We start from the raw sequence: 18,195 nt of genomic DNA, 5'->3' as shown, positions 1-18,195 counted from the left end.
CAATTTTGTAGGCCAAATAAGACGTTTACGCCGTTAACAGATTAGCAATCGTGCGCACACCCAGCCCGGTCGCACCCGCAGACCACTGTTCAACCGGTGCTTTACGGTAAGTCGCCGAACAGTCGATATGCAGCCAACCTTGCTGATAGTTCTCAACAAAGTGCGACAGGAAGCCCGCCGCCGTACTTGCACCTGCCGGATAAGCAGCACTGCCCGTGTTGTTCAGTTCGGCAAAGTTAGACGGCAGCTGGCTGCGGTGGAATTCAGCCAGCGGCAGACGCCAGAACGGTTCGTTCTCTTGTGAAGCACTCGCCAGCAAGCGACCGGCAAGCGCATCGTCAAAACTGAACAATGCGTGATAATCATTACCCAGCGCGGTTTTCGCCGCACCGGTGAGTGTCGCGGCATCGATAATCAGTTCCGGTTTCTGCGCACTGGCGTCAATCAGGCCATCAGCCAGCACCAGACGCCCTTCGGCATCGGTGTTCATCACTTCAACTTTTTTACCGTTGCGATAGGTAATGATATCGCCCAGCTTGAACGCATTGCCGCTGATCAGGTTATCCGCACAGCAGAGGAACAGCTTCACACGCTTGTTCAGACCGCGCGTAATGGCAAATGCCAGCGCCCCGGTAACCGTTGCCGCACCGCCCATGTCAGACTTCATTGAGTCCATAAACGCGGTCTGTTTGATGCTGTAGCCGCCGGAATCAAAGGTGATGCCTTTACCTACCAGGCACGCGTACACCGGCGCTTCTTTATCGCCAGTTGGGTTGTAATCCAGCGCCAGCAATACCGGGGAACGTTCTGAACCACGCCCGACAGTGTGCAGCCCCATATAACCTTGATCACGAAGATCTTCACCTTTGGTGATCCGGTAAGTCACACGATCGCCTGCGACGTTGCTGATCAGATCAACAGCACGCTGTGCCAGTTGCGATGGCCCCAGTTCTTCTGCCGGTGCGTTGATGGTGTCACGCACCCAGTCGATGATCATCAGGCGGTTATCCAATTCCTGACGCTGGGCATCGTCCAGATCCGGCCACTCCACTTTACGCGTGCCTTTCGGGGCTTTGTAACCTTGCCAGAATGCCCAACAACGATCCGCATCCCAGCCATCACCGCTTAGCTGAACATGCTTGATGCCCAGACCGTCAATCTTGCGCGCCGCACGCTGGATCAGCCCCAGATCGTCTGCCCCGTTCAAATGCAGGGTAATGCCGTCATTATTAATGCTGTAAGTTGCTTTTTCTCCCCAGCGCGCGTCGGCAGGTTGGGTAGAGAGGGTAATCTTCATCGCTTCTGTCATTTTAGTTATCCTTCTTTGTAAAAGGGCCGCCAGTTGGCAGCCCCAGGATTTTTCCGCTAAATGATTCGCGTTGCAGGAAGGCGGCAAGTGAGTGAAGCCCCAGGAGCATAGATAACTATGTGACTGGGGTGAACGAGCGCAGCCAACGCATCTGCGGCGTGAAGCATGACGCGGAAATTATTCGGCTTCGTCCAGCCAGACTAACAAAATCGCTTCGAGGATTTTCTCGTTGGATGCCTGCGGGTCGTCGTCGAAATCTTCCAGATCGCAAATCCACTGATGCATATCGGTGAATCGAACCGTTTTCGGATCAAGATCGGGATATGCATCGTACAGTGCTTCGCCAATTTCGCGGCTATCGGTCCACTTAAGTCCCATACTAACCTCTGTTAATGCTCACGCGCATGGTTGATAGTGTAACGCGGAATTTCGACCACTAAATCTTCGTCGGTAACGCGCGCCTGGCAGCTTAAACGGCTTTCCGGCTCCAGCCCCCAGGCTTTGTCCAGCATGTCGTCTTCCTGCTCTGAGCTTTCCGGCAGCGAATCAAAACCTTCACGAACGATGCAGTGGCAGGTGGTGCAAGCACAGGATTTTTCACAGGCGTGTTCAATCTCGATGCCGTTACGCAGCGCAACGTCGAGAATGGTTTCACCGCTATTCGCTTCCAGAACAGCGCCATCAGGACAGAGATCCTGATGAGGTAAAATAACAATCTTTGGCATATTAAACCTCGTCCACGGAATGGCCCTTCAGCGCACGACGAACCGACTGGTCCATGCGGCGAGCGGCGAAATCCTGGGTTTGTTTGTCTACGTTTTTAATCGCTTGTTCGATGGCGTCAACATCATCGCCCTGCGCCACTTCACTCAGGTGAGCGGCAGCATCGTCAATGACCTGACGTTCTGCGGCGCTTAACAGCGCGGCATCAGCAGCCAGCGCGCCGTGCAAACTTTCCAGCACACGCGCCGCTTCTACTTTTTGTTCAGCCAGCATACGGGCTTTTACGTCCTGCTCGGCATAGCTCATTGAGTCTTTGATCATCGAAGCGATTTCACTGTCGGTCAGACCATAAGACGGTTTAACCTGAATAGACGCCTCAACGCCGGTGGATTTCTCCATCGCCGTCACGCTCAAAAGACCATCAGCATCGACCTGAAACGTTACGCGAATATGCGCGCCGCCAGCCGGTAGCGCCGGAATACCACGCAGCGCAAAACGTGCCAGCGAGCGGCAGTCCTGCACCAGCTCACGCTCACCCTGCATTACATGGATAGACATCGCCGTCTGACCATCTTTAAAGGTGGTGAAATCCTGGGCGCGCGCCACCGGAATTGTGGTGTTACGCGGGATCACTTTCTCCACCAGGCCACCCATGGTTTCGAGGCCCAGCGACAGCGGGATCACATCAAGTAACAGCATTTCGCTGTCCGGCTTGTTACCCACCAGAATATCCGCCTGAATCGCCGCGCCAATAGCGACGACTTTATCCGGGTCGATGGAAGTCAGCGGTGGACGACCGAAAAATTCACCCACCCGTTCACGCACCAGCGGCACGCGGGTAGAACCACCAACCATCACCACTTCCAGTACGTCGTCAGCCTCAACGCCCGCGTCTTTCAGCGCACGACGACAAGCCAGTAAGGTTCGTTTTACCAATGGCGCGATCAGTTCGTTGAATTGTTCACGGCTGATTTCACCCTGCCAGCCCGCAACATTCACGGTCACAGAGTCCGCATCGCTCAGCGCGATTTTGGCCGCAATGGCGGCATCCAGCAGTTCACGCTGAACGCGGTTATCGCTACGGTCAGGAATGCCCGCCTGTTCGCGAATGTAATCTGCTAACAGATGGTCAAAGTCATCGCCGCCGAGCGCGGAATCACCGCCGGTCGCCAGCACTTCGAACACGCCGCGACTTAAGCGAAGAATGGAAATATCAAACGTCCCGCCACCGAGGTCATAAACAGCGATCACGCCTTCCTGACCGGAATCCAGCCCGTAGGCGATAGCCGCAGCGGTCGGTTCGTTAAGCAAGCGCAGAACATGTAGCCCCGCCAGACGCGCCGCGTCTTTGGTGCCCTGACGCTGGGCATCGTCAAAGTACGCCGGAACGGTGATAACGACACCATCCAAGTCGCCAGCCAGGGCTTCAGTTGCCCGCGCCGCCAGTGCTTTGAGGATGTCCGCAGAAACACGCACCGGGTTCAGCAGCCCCGCCGCCGTTTCAATCATCGGCAAGCCGTTTTCGCTGGCCTGGAATTGATAAGGCAAATGCGGGTAGCGTTGCTGGATATCAGCCAGCGAGCGCCCCATCAGGCGTTTAACAGAACTAATGGTGTTGGCGGTGTCAAGCGCTGCGTTAGTGCGCGCGTCATAACCCACCGAATGCCCCTGCTGTTGATAGTGAACAACAGAGGGCAGCAGGTGACGGCCTTCATGGTCGGCTAACGTTTCGGCCTGACCGCTGCGCACTGTCGCCACCAGCGAGTTGGTTGTGCCCAGGTCAATACCGGCCGCCAGACGACGCTGATGCGGCGCAGCACTCAAACCAGGTTCACTAATTTGTAATAAGGCCATGTTTAGCTTCCAGAAATTAAAAATCGAGCAGTTTTTCTTCGAGTTGTTCGGCACTGCTTCGCAGTTTATCGAGAAAACGCAGCTTACGCACGGTATCCGCCGCCGCGTCCCACGTCTCGTTGTCTAACTGTTCAACCATCAACTGATGGCGGGTATCAAACATCTTTTTCACACGTTTGATAAAGCTTTCCAGCCGCGCTTCATCTTTCGCCTGTTCGATCTCGTCCAGTTCTTCGCGCAGCTCCAGCTGTTCCATCAGGAACGCGGTGTCGCGCACAGTATGCTGCTCGCTGGCGAGCTCAAAACCGTGCAAAGAAAGTAAATATTCCGCGCGCATTAACGGATGACGCAGCGTTTGCCAGGCCTGGTTAATGGTTGCAGATTGCTGTACGGCGGCGAGTTGTTCCGCCTGGCTTCCGCTGGCGAATTTATCAGGATGATACTGACGTTGTAGATCCTGAAAACGCAGGCTCAGTGCCTGGGTATCGAGTTGATAACGGGCAGGCAAGCCAAAGAGGGTGAAGTAATCCATAACATTCTCAGGGCTGCGATCCGCCGCAATAACGACGAATCAGGTAAAACAAACCCCACGCGCAGCTGACCACGGTGGGGTTATCGGTATGCGCATCAAACGTGGAAGCTTTCGCCGCAACCACACTCATCTTTGACGTTCGGGTTGGTAAATTTAAACCCTTCGTTCAGGCCTTCTTTTACGAAATCCAGTTGCGTACCGTCCAGAAATTGCAGGCTTTTGCCATCGACCACGACTTTCACGCCTTTGTCTTCAAACACGATGTCTTCCGGCGTCGGTTCGTCAACAAATTCCAGTACATAAGCCATACCTGAACATCCGGAGGTTCTCACACCCAGACGCAGGCCAAACCCTTTGCCGCGGTTAGCCAGAAAGGTATTTACTCGCGCTGCTGCACTGTCGCTCAGTGTAATCGACATAACCAAACCTCAACTCTTATTTTGCTTCACGTTTGCTTTTATAGTCCGCAATGGCGGCTTTGATCGCGTCTTCTGCCAGAATAGAACAGTGAATTTTCACCGGCGGCAGTTCAAGTTCTTCAGCAATATCGGTGTTTTTGATCGCCTGTGCTTCGTCGAGAGACTTCCCTTTCACCCATTCGGTGACCAGGGAGCTGGAAGCGATAGCGGAACCGCAGCCGTAAGTTTTAAAACGCGCGTCTTCAATGATACCTTCATCGTTGACTTTAATCTGCAACTTCATCACGTCGCCACAGGCCGGTGCACCCACCATGCCGCTGCCCACGTTCTCGTCGTTGTTGTCGAAGGAACCCACGTTACGCGGATTCTCGTAATGATCGATAACTTTTTCGCTGTAAGCCATTATAAATTCTCCTGATTCCGATACCGATTAATGATGTGCCCATTCGATGCTGTTCAGATCCACGCCCTGCTTGTACATTTCCCACAGCGGAGAAAGGTCACGCAGACGACCGATGGATTTACGAACTAACTCGATGGTGTAGTCGATCTCTTCTTCAGTAGTAAAACGACCTAAAGAGAAACGGATAGAGCTATGTGCCAGCTCATCGTTCAGCCCCAGCGCGCGCAGCACGTAGGACGGTTCGAGGCTTGCTGACGTACAGGCAGAACCGGAAGAAACCGCAAGGTCTTTCAGCGCCATAATCAGCGACTCACCTTCAACGTAATTAAAGCTGACGTTGAGAATGTTCGGCGCACCGTGTTCCAGGTCACCGTTCAGGTAAACTTCTTCGATATCTTTGATGCCGTTCCACAGACGGTTACGCAGACCGCGCAGACGTTCCATCTCGGTCGCCATCTCTTCTTTCGCGATGCGATAGGCTTCGCCCATACCGACGATCTGGTGAACAGGCAGAGTACCGGAACGCATACCGCGCTCGTGACCGCCACCGTGCATTTGTGCTTCGATACGTACGCGCGGTTTACGACGCACATACAGCGCACCGATACCTTTCGGGCCATAGATTTTGTGACCGGAGAAAGACATCAGGTCAACTTTCAACTGGCTCAGGTCGATAGGCAGTTTGCCCACGCTCTGGGTTGCATCAACGTGATAGATAATGCCACGAGCACGGCACATTTCGCCGATAGCCGCGATATCCTGCACCACGCCGATTTCGTTATTTACGTGCATGATGGAAACAAGGATGGTGTCGTCACGCATCGCTGCTTCGAGTTCTTTCAGGTCGATAATACCGTTACGCTGCGGTGCCAGGTAAGTGACTTCAAAACCTTCGCGCTCCAGCTGACGGCAGGTATCCAGTACCGCTTTGTGTTCGGTTTTGCTGGTGATGATGTGCTTGCCTTTTTTCTGATAAAAGTTAGCAGCACCTTTGATCGCCAGGTTGTCAGATTCGGTAGCACCAGAGGTAAAGACGATTTCTCGCGGATCAGCGCCAACCAGATCGGCAATCTGATTACGAGCGATATCTACCGCTTCTTCAGCCTGCCAGCCGAAACGGTGAGAACGGGAGGCCGGGTTACCAAAAGTTCCGTCCATCGTCATAAACTGCATCATTTTCTCGGCAACACGCGGGTCCACCGGCGTGGTTGCGGAGTAGTCGAGATAAATCGGTAATTTCATTGCTCTATAAACTCCGTACATCACTCAATGCAAGGAACCAGGCTACCGGCTGGATGTACGACCGTGTTTACGGAGCGCGAGACGCCCCGGCCTGATTCTAATATCTTGTTATCTTTAACCTAACTGTTTCGGGTTTCAGCAAGTTGACAAACTTACGAATCTCCGGGAGCTTACATAAGTAAGTGACCGGAGTGAGTATGTGCAGTCAACGCAGATGCAACACGAAACAGGACGGTTAAATTAAGCGCGTAACTTAACGTCGATCGCGTCTTGTGTGCGGGTGCGTGGCGCGTCGTGAGTATGCTGACGACCAGATACATCCAGCACTTCCTGGTTATTAACCAGTTCGCCTAAAGTAATGTTGTTGAGAAAACCGGTGAGGCGGTCGCTCAAATCACGCCACAGCGCGTGGGTCAGGCATTTATCGCCACCCTGGCAGCCGCCTTTACCCTGACAACGGGTAGCATCTACAGATTCATCAACGGCGCTAATTACTTCGCCAACGGCGATGCTGCTGGCATCTTTGCCTAACAGATAACCACCGCCTGGTCCGCGTACGCTGGAAACCAGACCATTTTTACGCAGACGGGAAAACAGTTGTTCCAGATAAGAAAGGGAAATTCCCTGACGTTCGGAAATATCAGCCAACGGTACCGGGCCCGCTTCAGAGTTGAGCGCAACGTCAAGCATTGCGGTCACGGCATAGCGCCCTTTAGATGTCAGTCTCATGTCTTACTTCACCTCAAACTCGCCCCTGCCCGGGGTTTTTTATTGTAAAAGTGGGGGTATTGCATAGCAGGGTCAAGTCTGACATTCCCGAGTAAATTGGTCAACTATTTACTTGACTGATTTAGTCGGGTATTTAACCTTCAGTGCCATTTTTTTATCGTGGCGTTTGTACCTATTATCGGGTGCGGCGTAAACACTTTATCCGACCAGGGGTTCAGTACAATGTAGGCCTGACAAGACGCGTTAAGCGCCGCATCAGGCAACCTCGGTTATTCGGCCTTGTTACCTTTATTCTGCTGCTCAATAGAAGCCAGAATCCCGCGCAGGATATTCAACTCCTGGCTTTCCGGGCGCGCACGGGTAAACAGACGACGCAGCTTATTCATCACCTGCCCCGGATGGTTTTCACGGATAAAGCCGGTTGCCAGCAGCGTTTGTTCAAGATGACCGTAAAAACGTTCCAGATCATCGACCAGCGGATACGGCGTCTCGTCATGTTCAACCTGCTCGCTGTTCTCCTGAGTCGCCAGCCAGGCCATACGGACTTCATAGGCAATAACCTGAACAGCCATCGCCAGGTTCAGCGAACTGTATTCCGGGTTAGCGGCAATGGCGACATGATAATGGCACTTTTGCAACTCTTCATTGGTCAAGCCAACGCGCTCACGACCAAAAACCAGTGCCACCGGCGTATTTGCCGCTTCAGCGACGCTTTTCAAACCGCATTCGCGCGGGTCGAGCATCGGCCACGGCAGCGTGCGCGAGCGTGCACTGGTGCCAACCACCAGGCTACAACCGGCTAACGCTTCGTCGAGTGTATCGACAATGTGAGCATTACCAATCACATCGCTGGCCCCTGCTGCCAGAGCAATCGCCTGGGAGTCAGGTTTCACTAGTGGATTAACCAGCCACAGATTGGTTAAGCCCATTGTTTTCATGGCACGGGCAACAGAACCCATATTGCCGGTGTGTGACGTCTCCACCAGCACAATTCGAATATTTTGCAGCATTGTCTTTCTTCATCTAAAGATTATTTACGCATCTTATCATAAAACGAAGACAGATGCCGATCTCGCTGCTATACTCTGCGCCGTTTTCCCGTTCTTTAACATCCAGTGAGAGAGACCGATGCATCCGATGCTGAACATCGCCGTGCGCGCAGCGCGCAAGGCGGGTAATTTAATTGCCAAAAACTATGAAACCCCGGACGCTGTAGAAGCGAGCCAGAAAGGCAGTAACGATTTCGTGACCAACGTAGATAAAGCTGCCGAAGCGGTGATTATCGACACGATTCGTAAATCTTACCCACAGCACACCATCATCACCGAAGAAAGCGGTGAACTTGAAGGTACCGATCAGGATGTTCAATGGGTTATCGATCCACTGGATGGCACTACCAACTTTATCAAACGCCTGCCGCACTTCGCGGTATCTATCGCCGTTCGTATCAAAGGCCGCACTGAAGTTGCTGTGGTTTATGATCCTATGCGTAACGAACTGTTCACCGCGACTCGCGGTCAGGGCGCACAGCTGAACGGCTACCGTCTGCGCGGCAGCACCGCTCGCGATCTCGACGGTACTATTCTGGCGACCGGCTTCCCGTTCAAAGCAAAACAGTACGCTACCACTTACATCAACATCGTCGGCAAACTGTTCAACGAATGTGCAGACTTCCGTCGTACTGGTTCTGCGGCGCTGGATCTGGCTTACGTTGCCGCAGGTCGTGTTGACGGTTTCTTTGAAATCGGTCTGCGTCCGTGGGATTTCGCCGCAGGCGAGCTACTGGTTCGTGAAGCGGGCGGCATCGTCAGCGACTTCACCGGTGGTCATAACTACATGCTGACCGGTAACATCGTTGCCGGTAACCCGCGCGTTGTTAAAGCCATGCTGGCGAACATGCGTGACGAGTTAAGCGACGCCCTGAAGCGTTAATTTCTCTGGCGGGTGATTTCTCTCACCCGCCCTCGCCTTTCAGGCGCTATTCCGAAATGCTTCCTCACTGCTTTACTTTCTTTCGTCACTCTCCCACCATCTTTCCCCGATTAATGGATGATAAAGAAGTCGCAAGGAAAGGTTATGGCACTGCCAGTGAACACACGCGTTCTCAAAATTCTGTTTATTCTCTTTGTTGTTGCCTTCTGCGTTTATTTAGTGCCGCGCGTTGCCATCAACTTCTTCTATTATCCCGACGACAAAATTTACGGTCCCGACCCCTGGTCGGCGGAATCCGTCGAATTTACAGCTAAGGACGGTACTCGTCTGCAAGGCTGGTTTATCCCTTCTTCGACAGGCCCCGCTGACAACGCCATCGCAACCATCATTCATGCTCACGGCAATGCCGGAAATATGTCCGCCCACTGGCCGCTGGTCAGTTGGTTACCTGAGCGTAATTTCAACGTTTTTATGTTTGATTATCGCGGGTTTGGTAAATCAAAAGGCACGCCGTCTCAGGCCGGATTGTTGGACGATACGCTAAGTGCCATCAATGTGGTGCGCCATCGCAGTGATGTAAACCCACAACGACTGGTGCTGTTCGGGCAGAGTATTGGCGGGGCGAATATTCTTGATGTCGTTGGTCAGGGTGATCGTGAGGGCATACGTGCAGTGATCCTCGACTCCACATTTGCCTCTTATGCAACCATTGCCAACCAGATGATCCCCGGCAGTGGCTACTTACTTGATGAGAGTTACAGCGGCGAAAATTACATCGCCAGCGTCAGCCCGATCCCAGTTTTACTCATTCACGGTAAGGCCGATCACGTTATCCCATGGCAGCACAGCCAAAAGTTGTATGATCTGGCAAAAGAGCCAAAACGTTTAATCTTAATCCCTGACGGCGAACACATTGATGCTTTTTCCGATCGTCACGGTGATGTTTATCGCGAACAAATAGTGGATTTTATCCTTAGCACGTTGAATCCGCAGAACTAACCCATGATCGCTAGCACGATAATCATTCACAAATCCACCTTTAGACGAGCTAATACACTGGTAAGAACGGTTTAAGATGAGAAAAATTCTGTGACGCTTGCCAACATTTCTGATGATTAGCATTCCCTTCGCCATTTCACTGGGCAAACTTTAGCTATTCTTATCAATTATGCTTATGGGAGATCTACAGATGATGCCTACGCTTGCTTCACCATCTGTCCTTTCGGCTCCCCAGCGCCGCTGCCAGATCTTGCTGACACTCTTTCAGCCGGGGTTGACCGCCACCACGGCAACCTTCAGCAAGCTTAATGGTGTGGATGATGATATTGCCAGTCTTGATATCAGCGAAACAGGACGGGAGATCCTGCGCTATCATCAACTCACACTGACTACTGGTTATGACGGTAGCTACCGGGTTGAAGGCACAGTGCTTAACCAACGTTTGTGTTTATTTCATTGGCTACGACGTGGTTTCCGTCTGTGTCCGTCATTTATTACCAGCCAATTCACACCCGCTCTGAAGAGTGAACTAAAGCGGCGCGGAATTTCGCGTAACTTTTACGACGATACCAATCTACAAGCGTTAGTGAATCTCTGCTCTCGACGGCTACAAAAACGCTTTGAATCGCGCGATATTCATTTCCTGTGTCTGTATCTGCAATATTGCTTGCTGCAACACCACGCTGGCATTACGCCTCAGTTTAATCCGCTCCAACGTCGCTGGGCAGAATCCTGCCTGGAATTTCAGGTAGCGCAGGAAATTGGACGCCACTGGCAGCGTCGGGCGCTCCAGCCTGTACCGCCTGATGAGCCACTATTTATGGCATTACTTTTTTCCATGTTGCGAGTTCCCGATCCAATTCGGGATGCGCATCAGCGGGATAGACAATTGCGTCAGTCTATCAAACGTCTGGTAAACCATTTTCGTGAGCTGGGAAATGTTCGTTTTTATGATGAACAGGGGTTATGCGATCAGCTTTATACTCACCTCGCCCAGGCGTTAAATCGCAGTTTGTTTGCCATCGGTATTGATAACACCCTGCCAGAAGAGTTCTCCAGACTGTACCCACGCCTGGTGCGCACCACCCGCGCGGCGCTGACCGGATTTGAAAGTGAATACAGCGTCCATCTTTCTGATGAGGAAAGCGGTCTGGTCGCGGTGATTTTCGGTGCCTGGCTAATGCAGGAAAACGACCTGCATGAAAAACAGATTATTCTACTGACCGGGAATGATAGCGAGCGTGAAGCGCAGATTGAGCAGCAGTTACGTGAACTAACGTTACTGCCGCTCAACATTAAGCATATGTCGGTAAAAGCATTTTTGCAGAGAGGTGCTCCACGCGGCGCGGCACTGATTATTGCGCCTTACACCACGCCGTTACCGCTCTTTTCACCACCGCTGATCTACACAGATCTGACGCTGACAACACACCAACAGGAGCAGATCCGCAAAATGCTCGAATCAGCATGAGGGAACAACTTTCGGGCGCAAGAACATTGCCGGAAGCGCCACCAGCGCCATCACCCAGAACACGCCGTGGCCCAGATATTGATACAGGAAACCGGCGAAGACGGTCATGATGGCGATACTACCGCCCATTGCAACGGCAGAGTAAACCGCCTGCAAACGAATGACTTCGCTACCCTGGCGGGCGGCAATATAACGCATGGCCGCCAGGTGGCAGACCGTGAAGGTGCCGCAATGCAGAATTTGCACCACTATCAACCACGGCAACGCCGTCGTTGCTCCCATAATTCCCCAGCGCATTACGCCGCTAATCGCCGAGATCAGCAGCATATCGCGTGCACTACAACGGCGGAAAAGTTTATTACTCAGCGCAAAAATAATGACTTCTGCCACCACGCCCAGCGACCACAAATAGCCCACCGCTGAAGCAGAATACCCAGCTGCCTGCCAGTAAATAGCGCTAAAACCGTAATAGGCTGCATGCGCTCCCTGTAATAAACAAACGCAGGCCAGAAAGCGCCAGTTCTGGCGGACCAGTGTCAGCCAGGCTGGCCCTCCCGTGCTCTCCTGCTGACGGCTAGCCCCTTGTGGCTGAATCGTTGGACGAATGAGAAATCCGAGCAGCATGGACGCCACGCCCAACGTCAACAGCGCGAGGATCACCCGATAATCCAACATACTGACCAGTTTGCCTGTCAGCGCCGAGCCAATGACAAACGCCACCGAGCCCCACAGTCGCACTTTGCCGTAATCAAGCGGGAACTGTTTTTGCCATGTATTCGCCAGTGCATCGGTCAACGGTACCAGCGGTGAGAAAAAGAGGTTAAAGCCAATCATCACCACCATCAACCACGCTACATGCGCCCCCGCCCAGAAGGCGACAGCAAAGAGAAGTGTCAGCAGTGCCAGTACGCGCAAGGCGGAAATCAGGCGGGAAGGATCGCTAACGCGGGGGGCGATGATCAAACTCCCGAGAAAACGGGCAACCAGACCAGCCCCCAATAACAGGCCGATAGTTTCTGGCGTTAAGCCAATCCCCTTAAGCCAGACGCTCCAGAAAGGTAGAAAAATGCCGTAACTAAAAAAGTATGTGAAATAACCGAGCGCCAACCAGCGCGTGGATTGCAAAACCATGAGTCCCTCCCGTCAGGAGGCGTTAGTCTGGGGTTAATCGAATGTTGGTGCAAGTTGAAAAATAAGAATATTCGAGCCTGCTTCCCGATGTCTGTAACGCCTGTTCGCAAGCACTAAAAAAGCTGCGCCCCACAACGCACCTTGCAAAATTATTGCGTATTTATGCCGTTACGCTTGCCAAACGTTCCTGCACAATGGCGATGAAATCGCGTAATGCCGGTTTCATTTCGCCTTTCTTCCACGCCATTAGTAGGGCAATGGAAGGCACATTTCCGGCAATTGGCCGAAATACCACCTGCCCGGTATTAAAATTATTCATATAACCGGGTATCAAAGTTACGCCAAGCCCCATCCCCACCAAATTCATCGTTACCAGAATATTGGTTGCCACCTGGACGATATTCGGCTGGCTGTTTTCTTGCGCAAACCACTCCTTAACGATCGGCGCAAGCGAACCGGAATACGCCGGATCGGTACTAACGAAATTCACGCCATCCAGCTGCGCGGCGGTGATCTCTTTTTCTTGTGCTAAAGGATGATCAACCGGCAACACTACCACTAATGGTTCGTCAAAAAGTTCCAGATAATCAATCTCCGGGCTATAGACAGGATGGCGCATTAAGCCGACATCCAGTTCACCACGGCGAATTTTTTCTTCCTGTTCCGTGGTAATTAAACTCACCAATTCGATCAAAGTTTCTGGCTGTTTCAGTCGGAACATGGGCAATACTTTTGGCAGTAAATTCACTTCCGCCGATGGCACAAAACCGATGATTAAATGCTTATCTTCCTGAACAATTTTCCGCGCCCGTTGTTTGGCATTTTCCGCTTGTTCCAGGATTGCCTGCGCGTCCTGGAGAAAACATTCTCCCGCCGCCGTCAACGCGACTTTACGTTTATCACGTACCAGTAGCGGAACACCAACACAGTTTTCGAGATCGCGGATCTGGCTGCTTAACGAAGGCTGTGAGGTATGCAGTTTTTCCGCCGCACGGGTAAAGTTCAGTGCCTGCGCCACTGCGACGAAATAGCGTAAATGCCGTAGTTCCATCACCTTCCCCTTGTTATCGAAAAAACGTCTCAGTTGGTAGAAATTAACTATTTCACATATCAGCAACCAACCAGCAACATCCTTATGGCACAAAAATAGAAGGTCAATACATCTTATCTTTCAGGATTAAAAAATATGACCACACCCTCAGATTTGAACATTTACCAACTGATTGACACCCAAAACGGTCGGGTCACTCCGCGTATTTATACCGACCCGGATATTTACCAACTGGAGCTTGAGCGCATTTTCGGTCGTTGCTGGCTATTTCTCGCCCACGAAAGCCAGATCCCTAAACCCGGTGATTTTTTTAACACCTACATGGGAGAAGATGCGGTTGTCGTGGTGCGCCAGAAAGACGGCAGCATCAAGGCGTTTCTCAACCAGTGCCGCCACCGGGCCATGCGTGTGAGTTATGCCGATTGCGGCAACACTCGCGCCTTTACCTGCCCGTATCATGGCTGGTCTTATGGTATTAACGGCGAGTTGATTGATGTACCGCTGGAACCTCGCGCCTACCCACAAGGGCTGTGTAAATCTCACTGGGGGTTAAACGAAGTTCCCTGTGTGGAGAGTTATAAGGGGCTGATTTTTGGCAACTGGGATACCTCCGCGCCGGGCCTGCGTGATTACCTGGGTGACATTGCCTGGTATCTGGATGGCATGCTGGATCGTCGCGAAGGCGGTACCGAAATTGTCGGCGGCGTACAAAAGTGGGTGATCAACTGCAACTGGAAATTCCCGGCAGAGCAGTTCGCCAGTGACCAGTATCACGCCCTGTTCAGCCATGCTTCTGCCGTACAGGTATTAGGGGCGAAAGATGATGGCAGCGATAAGCGTCTCGGCGATGGACAAACCGCCCGCCCGGTATGGGAAACCGCTAAAGATGCCCTACAATTCGGTCAGGACGGACACGGTAGCGGTTTCTTCTTTACCGAAAAGCCAGACGCCAATGTCTGGGTCGATGGTGCAGTTTCCAGCTATTACCGCGAAACCTACGCCGAAGCAGAACAGCGTTTAGGCGAAGTTCGCGCCCTACGCCTGGCAGGTCATAACAACATATTCCCCACACTTTCCTGGCTCAACGGCACTGCCACACTCCGCGTCTGGCATCCGCGCGGCCCTGATCAAGTTGAAGTGTGGGCGTTCTGTATTACTGACAAAGCCGCCTCTGATGAAGTTAAAGCCGCTTTTGAAAACAGCGCCACCCGCGCTTTTGGTCCTGCTGGTTTTCTTGAGCAGGATGACTCGGAGAACTGGTGTGAAATTCAGAAATTGCTGAAAGGCCACCGCGCCCGCAACAGTAAACTTTGTCTGGAAATGGGGCTTGGTCAGGAAAAACGTCGCGACGACGGCATTCCAGGCATTACAAACTATATCTTCTCAGAAACGGCCGCCCGTGGAATGTATCAACGCTGGGCCGATCTCCTGAGCAGCGAAAGCTGGCAGGAAGTGCTCGATAAAACCGCCGCATACCAGCAGGAGGTGATGAAATGAGTGCGCAGGTTTCACTGGAGTTACATCACCGCATTAGCCAGTTTCTCTATCACGAAGCCAGTCTGCTGGATGACTGGAAATTTCGTGACTGGCTGGCGCAGCTCGACGAAGAGATTCGTTACACCATGCGCACCACGGTTAACGCGCAAACGCGTGACCGCCGCAAAGGCGTTCAGCCACCGACAACCTGGATTTTTAATGACACCAAAGACCAGCTGGAGCGGCGAATCGCGCGTCTGGAAACGGGCATGGCCTGGGCGGAAGAGCCGCCGTCACGCACCCGTCACTTAATCAGCAACTGCCAGGTAAGCGAAACCGACACCCCAGACGTGTTTGCTGTGCGGGTAAATTATCTGCTTTATCGGGCACAAAAAGAGCGCGATGAAACATTCTATGTCGGGACTCGTTTTGACAAAGTTCGCCGTCTGGAAGATGACAACTGGCGCTTGCTGGAACGGGATATCGTCCTGGATCAAGCGGTGATCACGTCCCATAATCTGAGTGTACTGTTCTGATGAATCGAATTTATGCGTGTCCCGTTGCGGATGTGCCGGAGGGTGAGGCTCTCCGGATCGATACCTCGCCCGTCATCGCCCTGTTCAACGTTGGCGGCGAGTTTTATGCCATTAACGATCGTTGCAGTCATGGTAATGCGTCGATGTCAGAAGGGTATCTGGAAGATGATGCTACGGTAGAGTGCCCACTGCACGCTGCCAGTTTTTGCCTGAAAACGGGGAAAGCGTTATGCCTGCCCGCCACCGATCCGCTAACCACTTATCCAGTACACGTTGAAGGTGGTGATATCTTCATCGACTTACCGGAGGCGCAGCCATGAGCGATCTGCATAACGAGTCCATCTTTATTACAGGTGGCGGATCGGGATTAGGACTGGCACTGGTCGAGCGATTTATCGAAGAAGGTGCGCAGGTTGCCACGCTGGAACTGTCGGCGGCAAAAGTCGCCAGTCTGCGTCAGCGATTTGGCGAACATATTCTGGCGGTGGAAGGTAACGTGACCTGCTATGCCGATTATCAACGCGCGGTCGATCAGATCCTGACTCGTTCTGGCAAGCTGGATTGTTTTATCGGCAATGCGGGCATCTGGGATCACAATGCCTCACTGGTTAATACTCCCGCAGAGACGCTCGAAACCGGCTTCCACGAGCTGTTTAACGTCAACGTACTCGGTTACCTGCTGGGCGCAAAAGCCTGCGCTCCGGCGTTAATCGCCAGTGAAGGCAGCATGATTTTCACACTGTCAAATGCCGCCTGGTATCCCGGCGGCGGTGGCCCGCTGTACACCGCCAGTAAACATGCCGCAACCGGACTTATTCGCCAACTGGCTTATGAACTGGCACCGAAAGTGCGGGTGAATGGCGTCGGCCCGTGTGGTATGGCCAGCGACCTGCGCGGCCCACAGGCGCTCGGGCAAAGTGAAACCTCGATAATGCAGTCTCTGACGCCGGAGAAAATTGCCGCCATATTACCGCTGCAATTTTTCCCGCAACCGGCGGATTTTACGGGTCCGTATGTGATGTTGGCATCGCGGCGCAATAATCGCGCATTAAGCGGTGTGATGATCAACGCTGATGCGGGTTTAGCGATTCGCGGCATTCGCCACGTAGCGGCTGGGCTGGATCTTTAAGGAAGCACGATGAAAGAAAAAACGATCATTATTGTCGGTGGCGGGCAAGCGGCGGCAATGGCTGCGGCCTCGCTACGCCAGCAAGGGTTCACCGGTGAGTTGCATCTGTTTTCCGATGAGCAACATCTTCCTTATGAACGCCCCCCGCTCTCGAAATCCATGTTGCTGGAAGATTCCCCGCAGTTACAGCAGGTGTTACCTGCTCACTGGTGGCAGGAAAACAATGTTCATCTGCATTCCGGTGTAACCATCAAATCGCTGGGCCGCGACACAAGAGAGTTAGTGTTAACCAACGGCGAAAGTTGGCACTGGGATCAGCTGTTTATGGCAACCGGCGCGGCAGCCCGACCGCTGCCATTGCTTGACGCACTGGGAGAACGCTGCTTTACCCTGCGCCATGTCGGTGATGCCGCCAGACTACGAAAAGTTCTGCAGCCCGAACGGTCAGTCGTAATTGTCGGTGCCGGAACTATTGGTCTGGAACTGGCTGCCAGCGCCACGCAGCGTGGATGTAAGGTGACAGTGATTGAACTGGCGGCAACCGTCATGGGCCGTAATGCACCACCGCCCGTGCAACACTATCTTTTACAGCGCCATCAGCAGGCTGGTGTGAGCATTCTGCTCAATAATGCCATTGAACATGTGGTCGATGGTGAAAAAGTAGAACTGACGCTGCAAAGTGGCGAAACGCTTCGGGCCGATGTGGTGATTTACGGTATTGGTATCAGCGCCAACGACCAACTGGCTCGCGAGGCCAACCTTGATACTGCCAATGGTATTGTCATTGATGAAGCTTGCCGCACCTGCGATCCCGCGATCTTTGCCGGTGGCGATGTGGCAATCACCCGTCTTGATAATGGTGCACTACACCGCTGCGAAAGCTGGGAAAACGCCAATAACCAGGCGCAAATTGCCGCTGCCGCAATGTTGGGGCTACCGCTTCCGCGACTGCCGCCGCCGTGGTTCTGGAGCGATCAGTACAGTGATAACTTACAGTTTATTGGCGATATGCGTGGCGATGACTGGATTTGTCGTGGCAACCCGGAAACTCAGAAGGCGATTTGGTTTAATCTGCAAAACGGCGTGCTTATCGGTGCGGTAACACTGAATCAGGGCCGTGAGATTCGCCCAATCCGCAAATGGATCCAGAGCGGCAAAACGTTTGATGCGAAACTGCTGATAGATGAGGACATCGCGCTTAAATCACTGTAACCAGGATAATTAGCGAATATCTCAACGCCTGGGGCGTGGCGAGGTAC

General features: G+C 52.8%; 20 protein-coding genes. 8 read left to right on the top strand and 12 right to left on the bottom strand.

Features of this window, described 5'->3' with window-relative positions; genetic code table 11:
- Positions 1 to 25: 25 nt before the first annotated feature.
- The 10 genes from pepB to trmJ form a co-directional block, all read right to left on the bottom strand.
- Entirely contained in the window at positions 26 to 1,309 is a 1,284-nt protein-coding gene (pepB, locus tag ATB02_RS09235; protein WP_000133557.1) for an aminopeptidase PepB, read from the bottom strand.
- 177 nt (positions 1,310 to 1,486) lie between these two features.
- On the bottom strand, positions 1,487 to 1,687 hold the full coding sequence (iscX, locus tag ATB02_RS09230) for a Fe-S cluster assembly protein IscX (protein WP_000523616.1): 201 nt from the start codon (positions 1,685 to 1,687) through the stop codon (positions 1,487 to 1,489).
- Positions 1,688 to 1,698: 11 nt separating this feature from the next.
- Positions 1,699 to 2,034 (bottom strand): ISC system 2Fe-2S type ferredoxin, encoded by a 336-nt coding sequence (gene fdx / locus ATB02_RS09225; RefSeq protein WP_001124471.1) that lies wholly within the window; start codon positions 2,032 to 2,034, stop codon positions 1,699 to 1,701.
- Position 2,035: 1 nt separating this feature from the next.
- Positions 2,036 to 3,886 carry a Fe-S protein assembly chaperone HscA gene (hscA, locus tag ATB02_RS09220; RefSeq protein WP_032184890.1) on the bottom strand — a complete coding sequence of 617 codons (1,851 nt, stop codon included), beginning with the start codon at positions 3,884 to 3,886 and terminating at the stop codon, positions 2,036 to 2,038.
- A gap of 16 nt (positions 3,887 to 3,902) precedes the next feature.
- Positions 3,903 to 4,418, bottom strand: a complete 516-nt coding sequence (gene hscB, locus ATB02_RS09215) for a co-chaperone HscB (protein WP_105271448.1) — start codon at positions 4,416 to 4,418, stop codon at positions 3,903 to 3,905.
- Between the two features lie 95 nt (positions 4,419 to 4,513).
- Positions 4,514 to 4,837 carry an iron-sulfur cluster assembly protein IscA gene (gene iscA, locus ATB02_RS09210; protein ID WP_000028953.1) on the bottom strand — a complete coding sequence of 108 codons (324 nt, stop codon included), beginning with the start codon at positions 4,835 to 4,837 and terminating at the stop codon, positions 4,514 to 4,516.
- A gap of 16 nt (positions 4,838 to 4,853) precedes the next feature.
- Positions 4,854 to 5,240 carry a Fe-S cluster assembly scaffold IscU gene (gene iscU, locus ATB02_RS09205; RefSeq protein WP_000331707.1) on the bottom strand — a complete coding sequence of 129 codons (387 nt, stop codon included), beginning with the start codon at positions 5,238 to 5,240 and terminating at the stop codon, positions 4,854 to 4,856.
- 27 nt (positions 5,241 to 5,267) lie between these two features.
- Positions 5,268 to 6,482: a cysteine desulfurase gene (iscS, locus tag ATB02_RS09200; protein WP_001295373.1), complete on the bottom strand. Its 1,215-nt coding sequence runs from the start codon at positions 6,480 to 6,482 to the stop codon at positions 5,268 to 5,270.
- Between the two features lie 240 nt (positions 6,483 to 6,722).
- Positions 6,723 to 7,211, bottom strand: coding sequence for a Fe-S cluster assembly transcriptional regulator IscR (gene iscR, locus ATB02_RS09195; RefSeq protein ID WP_001241357.1), 489 nt, complete (start codon positions 7,209 to 7,211; stop codon positions 6,723 to 6,725).
- Between the two features lie 269 nt (positions 7,212 to 7,480).
- Complete coding sequence (trmJ, locus tag ATB02_RS09190) at positions 7,481 to 8,221, bottom strand: tRNA (cytosine(32)/uridine(32)-2'-O)-methyltransferase TrmJ (protein ID WP_000940023.1); 741 nt, start codon at positions 8,219 to 8,221, stop codon at positions 7,481 to 7,483.
- A gap of 118 nt (positions 8,222 to 8,339) precedes the next feature.
- Between trmJ and suhB the strand changes: the two genes are divergently transcribed.
- The 3 genes from suhB to csiE all read left to right on the top strand — a co-directional run bounded on the left by suhB (position 8,340) and on the right by csiE (position 11,613).
- Positions 8,340 to 9,143 carry an inositol-1-monophosphatase gene (suhB, locus tag ATB02_RS09185; protein WP_000553451.1) on the top strand — a complete coding sequence of 268 codons (804 nt, stop codon included), beginning with the start codon at positions 8,340 to 8,342 and terminating at the stop codon, positions 9,141 to 9,143.
- A gap of 144 nt (positions 9,144 to 9,287) precedes the next feature.
- Positions 9,288 to 10,142, top strand: coding sequence for an alpha/beta hydrolase (locus ATB02_RS09180; protein ID WP_105271447.1), 855 nt, complete (start codon positions 9,288 to 9,290; stop codon positions 10,140 to 10,142).
- Positions 10,143 to 10,332: 190 nt separating this feature from the next.
- Entirely contained in the window at positions 10,333 to 11,613 is a 1,281-nt protein-coding gene (gene csiE / locus ATB02_RS09175) for a stationary phase inducible protein CsiE (RefSeq protein ID WP_032184892.1), read from the top strand.
- Here csiE and ATB02_RS09170 read toward each other — a convergent pair.
- Together ATB02_RS09170 and hcaR are read right to left on the bottom strand one after the other, a co-directional pair.
- Positions 11,605 to 12,744, bottom strand: coding sequence for a 3-phenylpropionate MFS transporter (locus ATB02_RS09170; RefSeq protein WP_000244171.1), 1,140 nt, complete (start codon positions 12,742 to 12,744; stop codon positions 11,605 to 11,607). The two genes, csiE and ATB02_RS09170, sit on opposite strands and share 9 nt — an antisense overlap.
- Before the next feature lie 160 nt (positions 12,745 to 12,904).
- Positions 12,905 to 13,795, bottom strand: coding sequence for a DNA-binding transcriptional regulator HcaR (gene hcaR / locus ATB02_RS09160; RefSeq protein WP_000423269.1), 891 nt, complete (start codon positions 13,793 to 13,795; stop codon positions 12,905 to 12,907).
- A gap of 135 nt (positions 13,796 to 13,930) precedes the next feature.
- On the opposite strand from hcaR, the gene hcaE reads away from it, so the two are divergent.
- From hcaE to hcaD, 5 genes are read left to right on the top strand one after another with little or no spacing between them, the layout of a single operon-like run.
- On the top strand, positions 13,931 to 15,292 hold the full coding sequence (gene hcaE, locus ATB02_RS09155) for a 3-phenylpropionate/cinnamic acid dioxygenase subunit alpha (RefSeq protein WP_000211172.1): 1,362 nt from the start codon (positions 13,931 to 13,933) through the stop codon (positions 15,290 to 15,292).
- The gene (hcaF, locus tag ATB02_RS09150; protein WP_032184894.1) at positions 15,289 to 15,807 is read left to right on the top strand and encodes a 3-phenylpropionate/cinnamic acid dioxygenase subunit beta; all 519 of its coding nucleotides are present in this window, start codon (positions 15,289 to 15,291) and stop codon (positions 15,805 to 15,807) included. Before hcaE ends, hcaF begins: the two co-directional genes overlap by 4 nt.
- A complete protein-coding gene (locus tag ATB02_RS09145) occupies positions 15,807 to 16,127 on the top strand; it encodes a bifunctional 3-phenylpropionate/cinnamic acid dioxygenase ferredoxin subunit (protein ID WP_001080102.1) in 321 nt (106 codons plus the stop codon). Before hcaF ends, ATB02_RS09145 begins: the two co-directional genes overlap by 1 nt.
- Positions 16,124 to 16,936: a 3-phenylpropionate-dihydrodiol/cinnamic acid-dihydrodiol dehydrogenase gene (gene hcaB / locus ATB02_RS09140; RefSeq protein ID WP_001281377.1), complete on the top strand. Its 813-nt coding sequence runs from the start codon at positions 16,124 to 16,126 to the stop codon at positions 16,934 to 16,936. The genes ATB02_RS09145 and hcaB overlap by 4 nt, the downstream gene beginning before the upstream one ends.
- Positions 16,937 to 16,945: 9 nt before the next feature.
- Positions 16,946 to 18,148, top strand: coding sequence for a phenylpropionate dioxygenase ferredoxin reductase subunit (hcaD, locus tag ATB02_RS09135; RefSeq protein ID WP_105271446.1), 1,203 nt, complete (start codon positions 16,946 to 16,948; stop codon positions 18,146 to 18,148).
- Positions 18,149 to 18,195: the final 47 nt, after the last annotated feature.

Source organism: Escherichia sp. MOD1-EC5189 (assembly GCF_002966045.1).
Taxonomy (GTDB): domain Bacteria; phylum Pseudomonadota; class Gammaproteobacteria; order Enterobacterales; family Enterobacteriaceae; genus Escherichia; species Escherichia coli_F.
The sequence above is the reverse complement of the archived record's forward strand: the minus strand, read 5'-3'. Positions and strand labels throughout refer to the sequence as shown.

Coding starts and splice junctions, on each gene's coding strand:
- pepB (WP_000133557.1), bottom strand. CDS start 1,309: ATGACAGAAGCGATGAAGATTACCCTCTCTACCCAACCTGCCGACGCG.
- iscX (WP_000523616.1), bottom strand. CDS start 1,687: ATGGGACTTAAGTGGACCGATAGCCGCGAAATTGGCGAAGCACTGTAC.
- fdx (WP_001124471.1), bottom strand. CDS start 2,034: ATGCCAAAGATTGTTATTTTACCTCATCAGGATCTCTGTCCTGATGGC.
- hscA (WP_032184890.1), bottom strand. CDS start 3,886: ATGGCCTTATTACAAATTAGTGAACCTGGTTTGAGTGCTGCGCCGCAT.
- hscB (WP_105271448.1), bottom strand. CDS start 4,418: ATGGATTACTTCACCCTCTTTGGCTTGCCTGCCCGTTATCAACTCGAT.
- iscA (WP_000028953.1), bottom strand. CDS start 4,837: ATGTCGATTACACTGAGCGACAGTGCAGCAGCGCGAGTAAATACCTTT.
- iscU (WP_000331707.1), bottom strand. CDS start 5,240: ATGGCTTACAGCGAAAAAGTTATCGATCATTACGAGAATCCGCGTAAC.
- iscS (WP_001295373.1), bottom strand. CDS start 6,482: ATGAAATTACCGATTTATCTCGACTACTCCGCAACCACGCCGGTGGAC.
- iscR (WP_001241357.1), bottom strand. CDS start 7,211: ATGAGACTGACATCTAAAGGGCGCTATGCCGTGACCGCAATGCTTGAC.
- trmJ (WP_000940023.1), bottom strand. CDS start 8,221: ATGCTGCAAAATATTCGAATTGTGCTGGTGGAGACGTCACACACCGGC.
- suhB (WP_000553451.1), top strand. CDS start 8,340: ATGCATCCGATGCTGAACATCGCCGTGCGCGCAGCGCGCAAGGCGGGT.
- ATB02_RS09180 (WP_105271447.1), top strand. CDS start 9,288: ATGGCACTGCCAGTGAACACACGCGTTCTCAAAATTCTGTTTATTCTC.
- csiE (WP_032184892.1), top strand. CDS start 10,333: ATGATGCCTACGCTTGCTTCACCATCTGTCCTTTCGGCTCCCCAGCGC.
- ATB02_RS09170 (WP_000244171.1), bottom strand. CDS start 12,744: ATGGTTTTGCAATCCACGCGCTGGTTGGCGCTCGGTTATTTCACATAC.
- hcaR (WP_000423269.1), bottom strand. CDS start 13,795: ATGGAACTACGGCATTTACGCTATTTCGTCGCAGTGGCGCAGGCACTG.
- hcaE (WP_000211172.1), top strand. CDS start 13,931: ATGACCACACCCTCAGATTTGAACATTTACCAACTGATTGACACCCAA.
- hcaF (WP_032184894.1), top strand. CDS start 15,289: ATGAGTGCGCAGGTTTCACTGGAGTTACATCACCGCATTAGCCAGTTT.
- ATB02_RS09145 (WP_001080102.1), top strand. CDS start 15,807: ATGAATCGAATTTATGCGTGTCCCGTTGCGGATGTGCCGGAGGGTGAG.
- hcaB (WP_001281377.1), top strand. CDS start 16,124: ATGAGCGATCTGCATAACGAGTCCATCTTTATTACAGGTGGCGGATCG.
- hcaD (WP_105271446.1), top strand. CDS start 16,946: ATGAAAGAAAAAACGATCATTATTGTCGGTGGCGGGCAAGCGGCGGCA.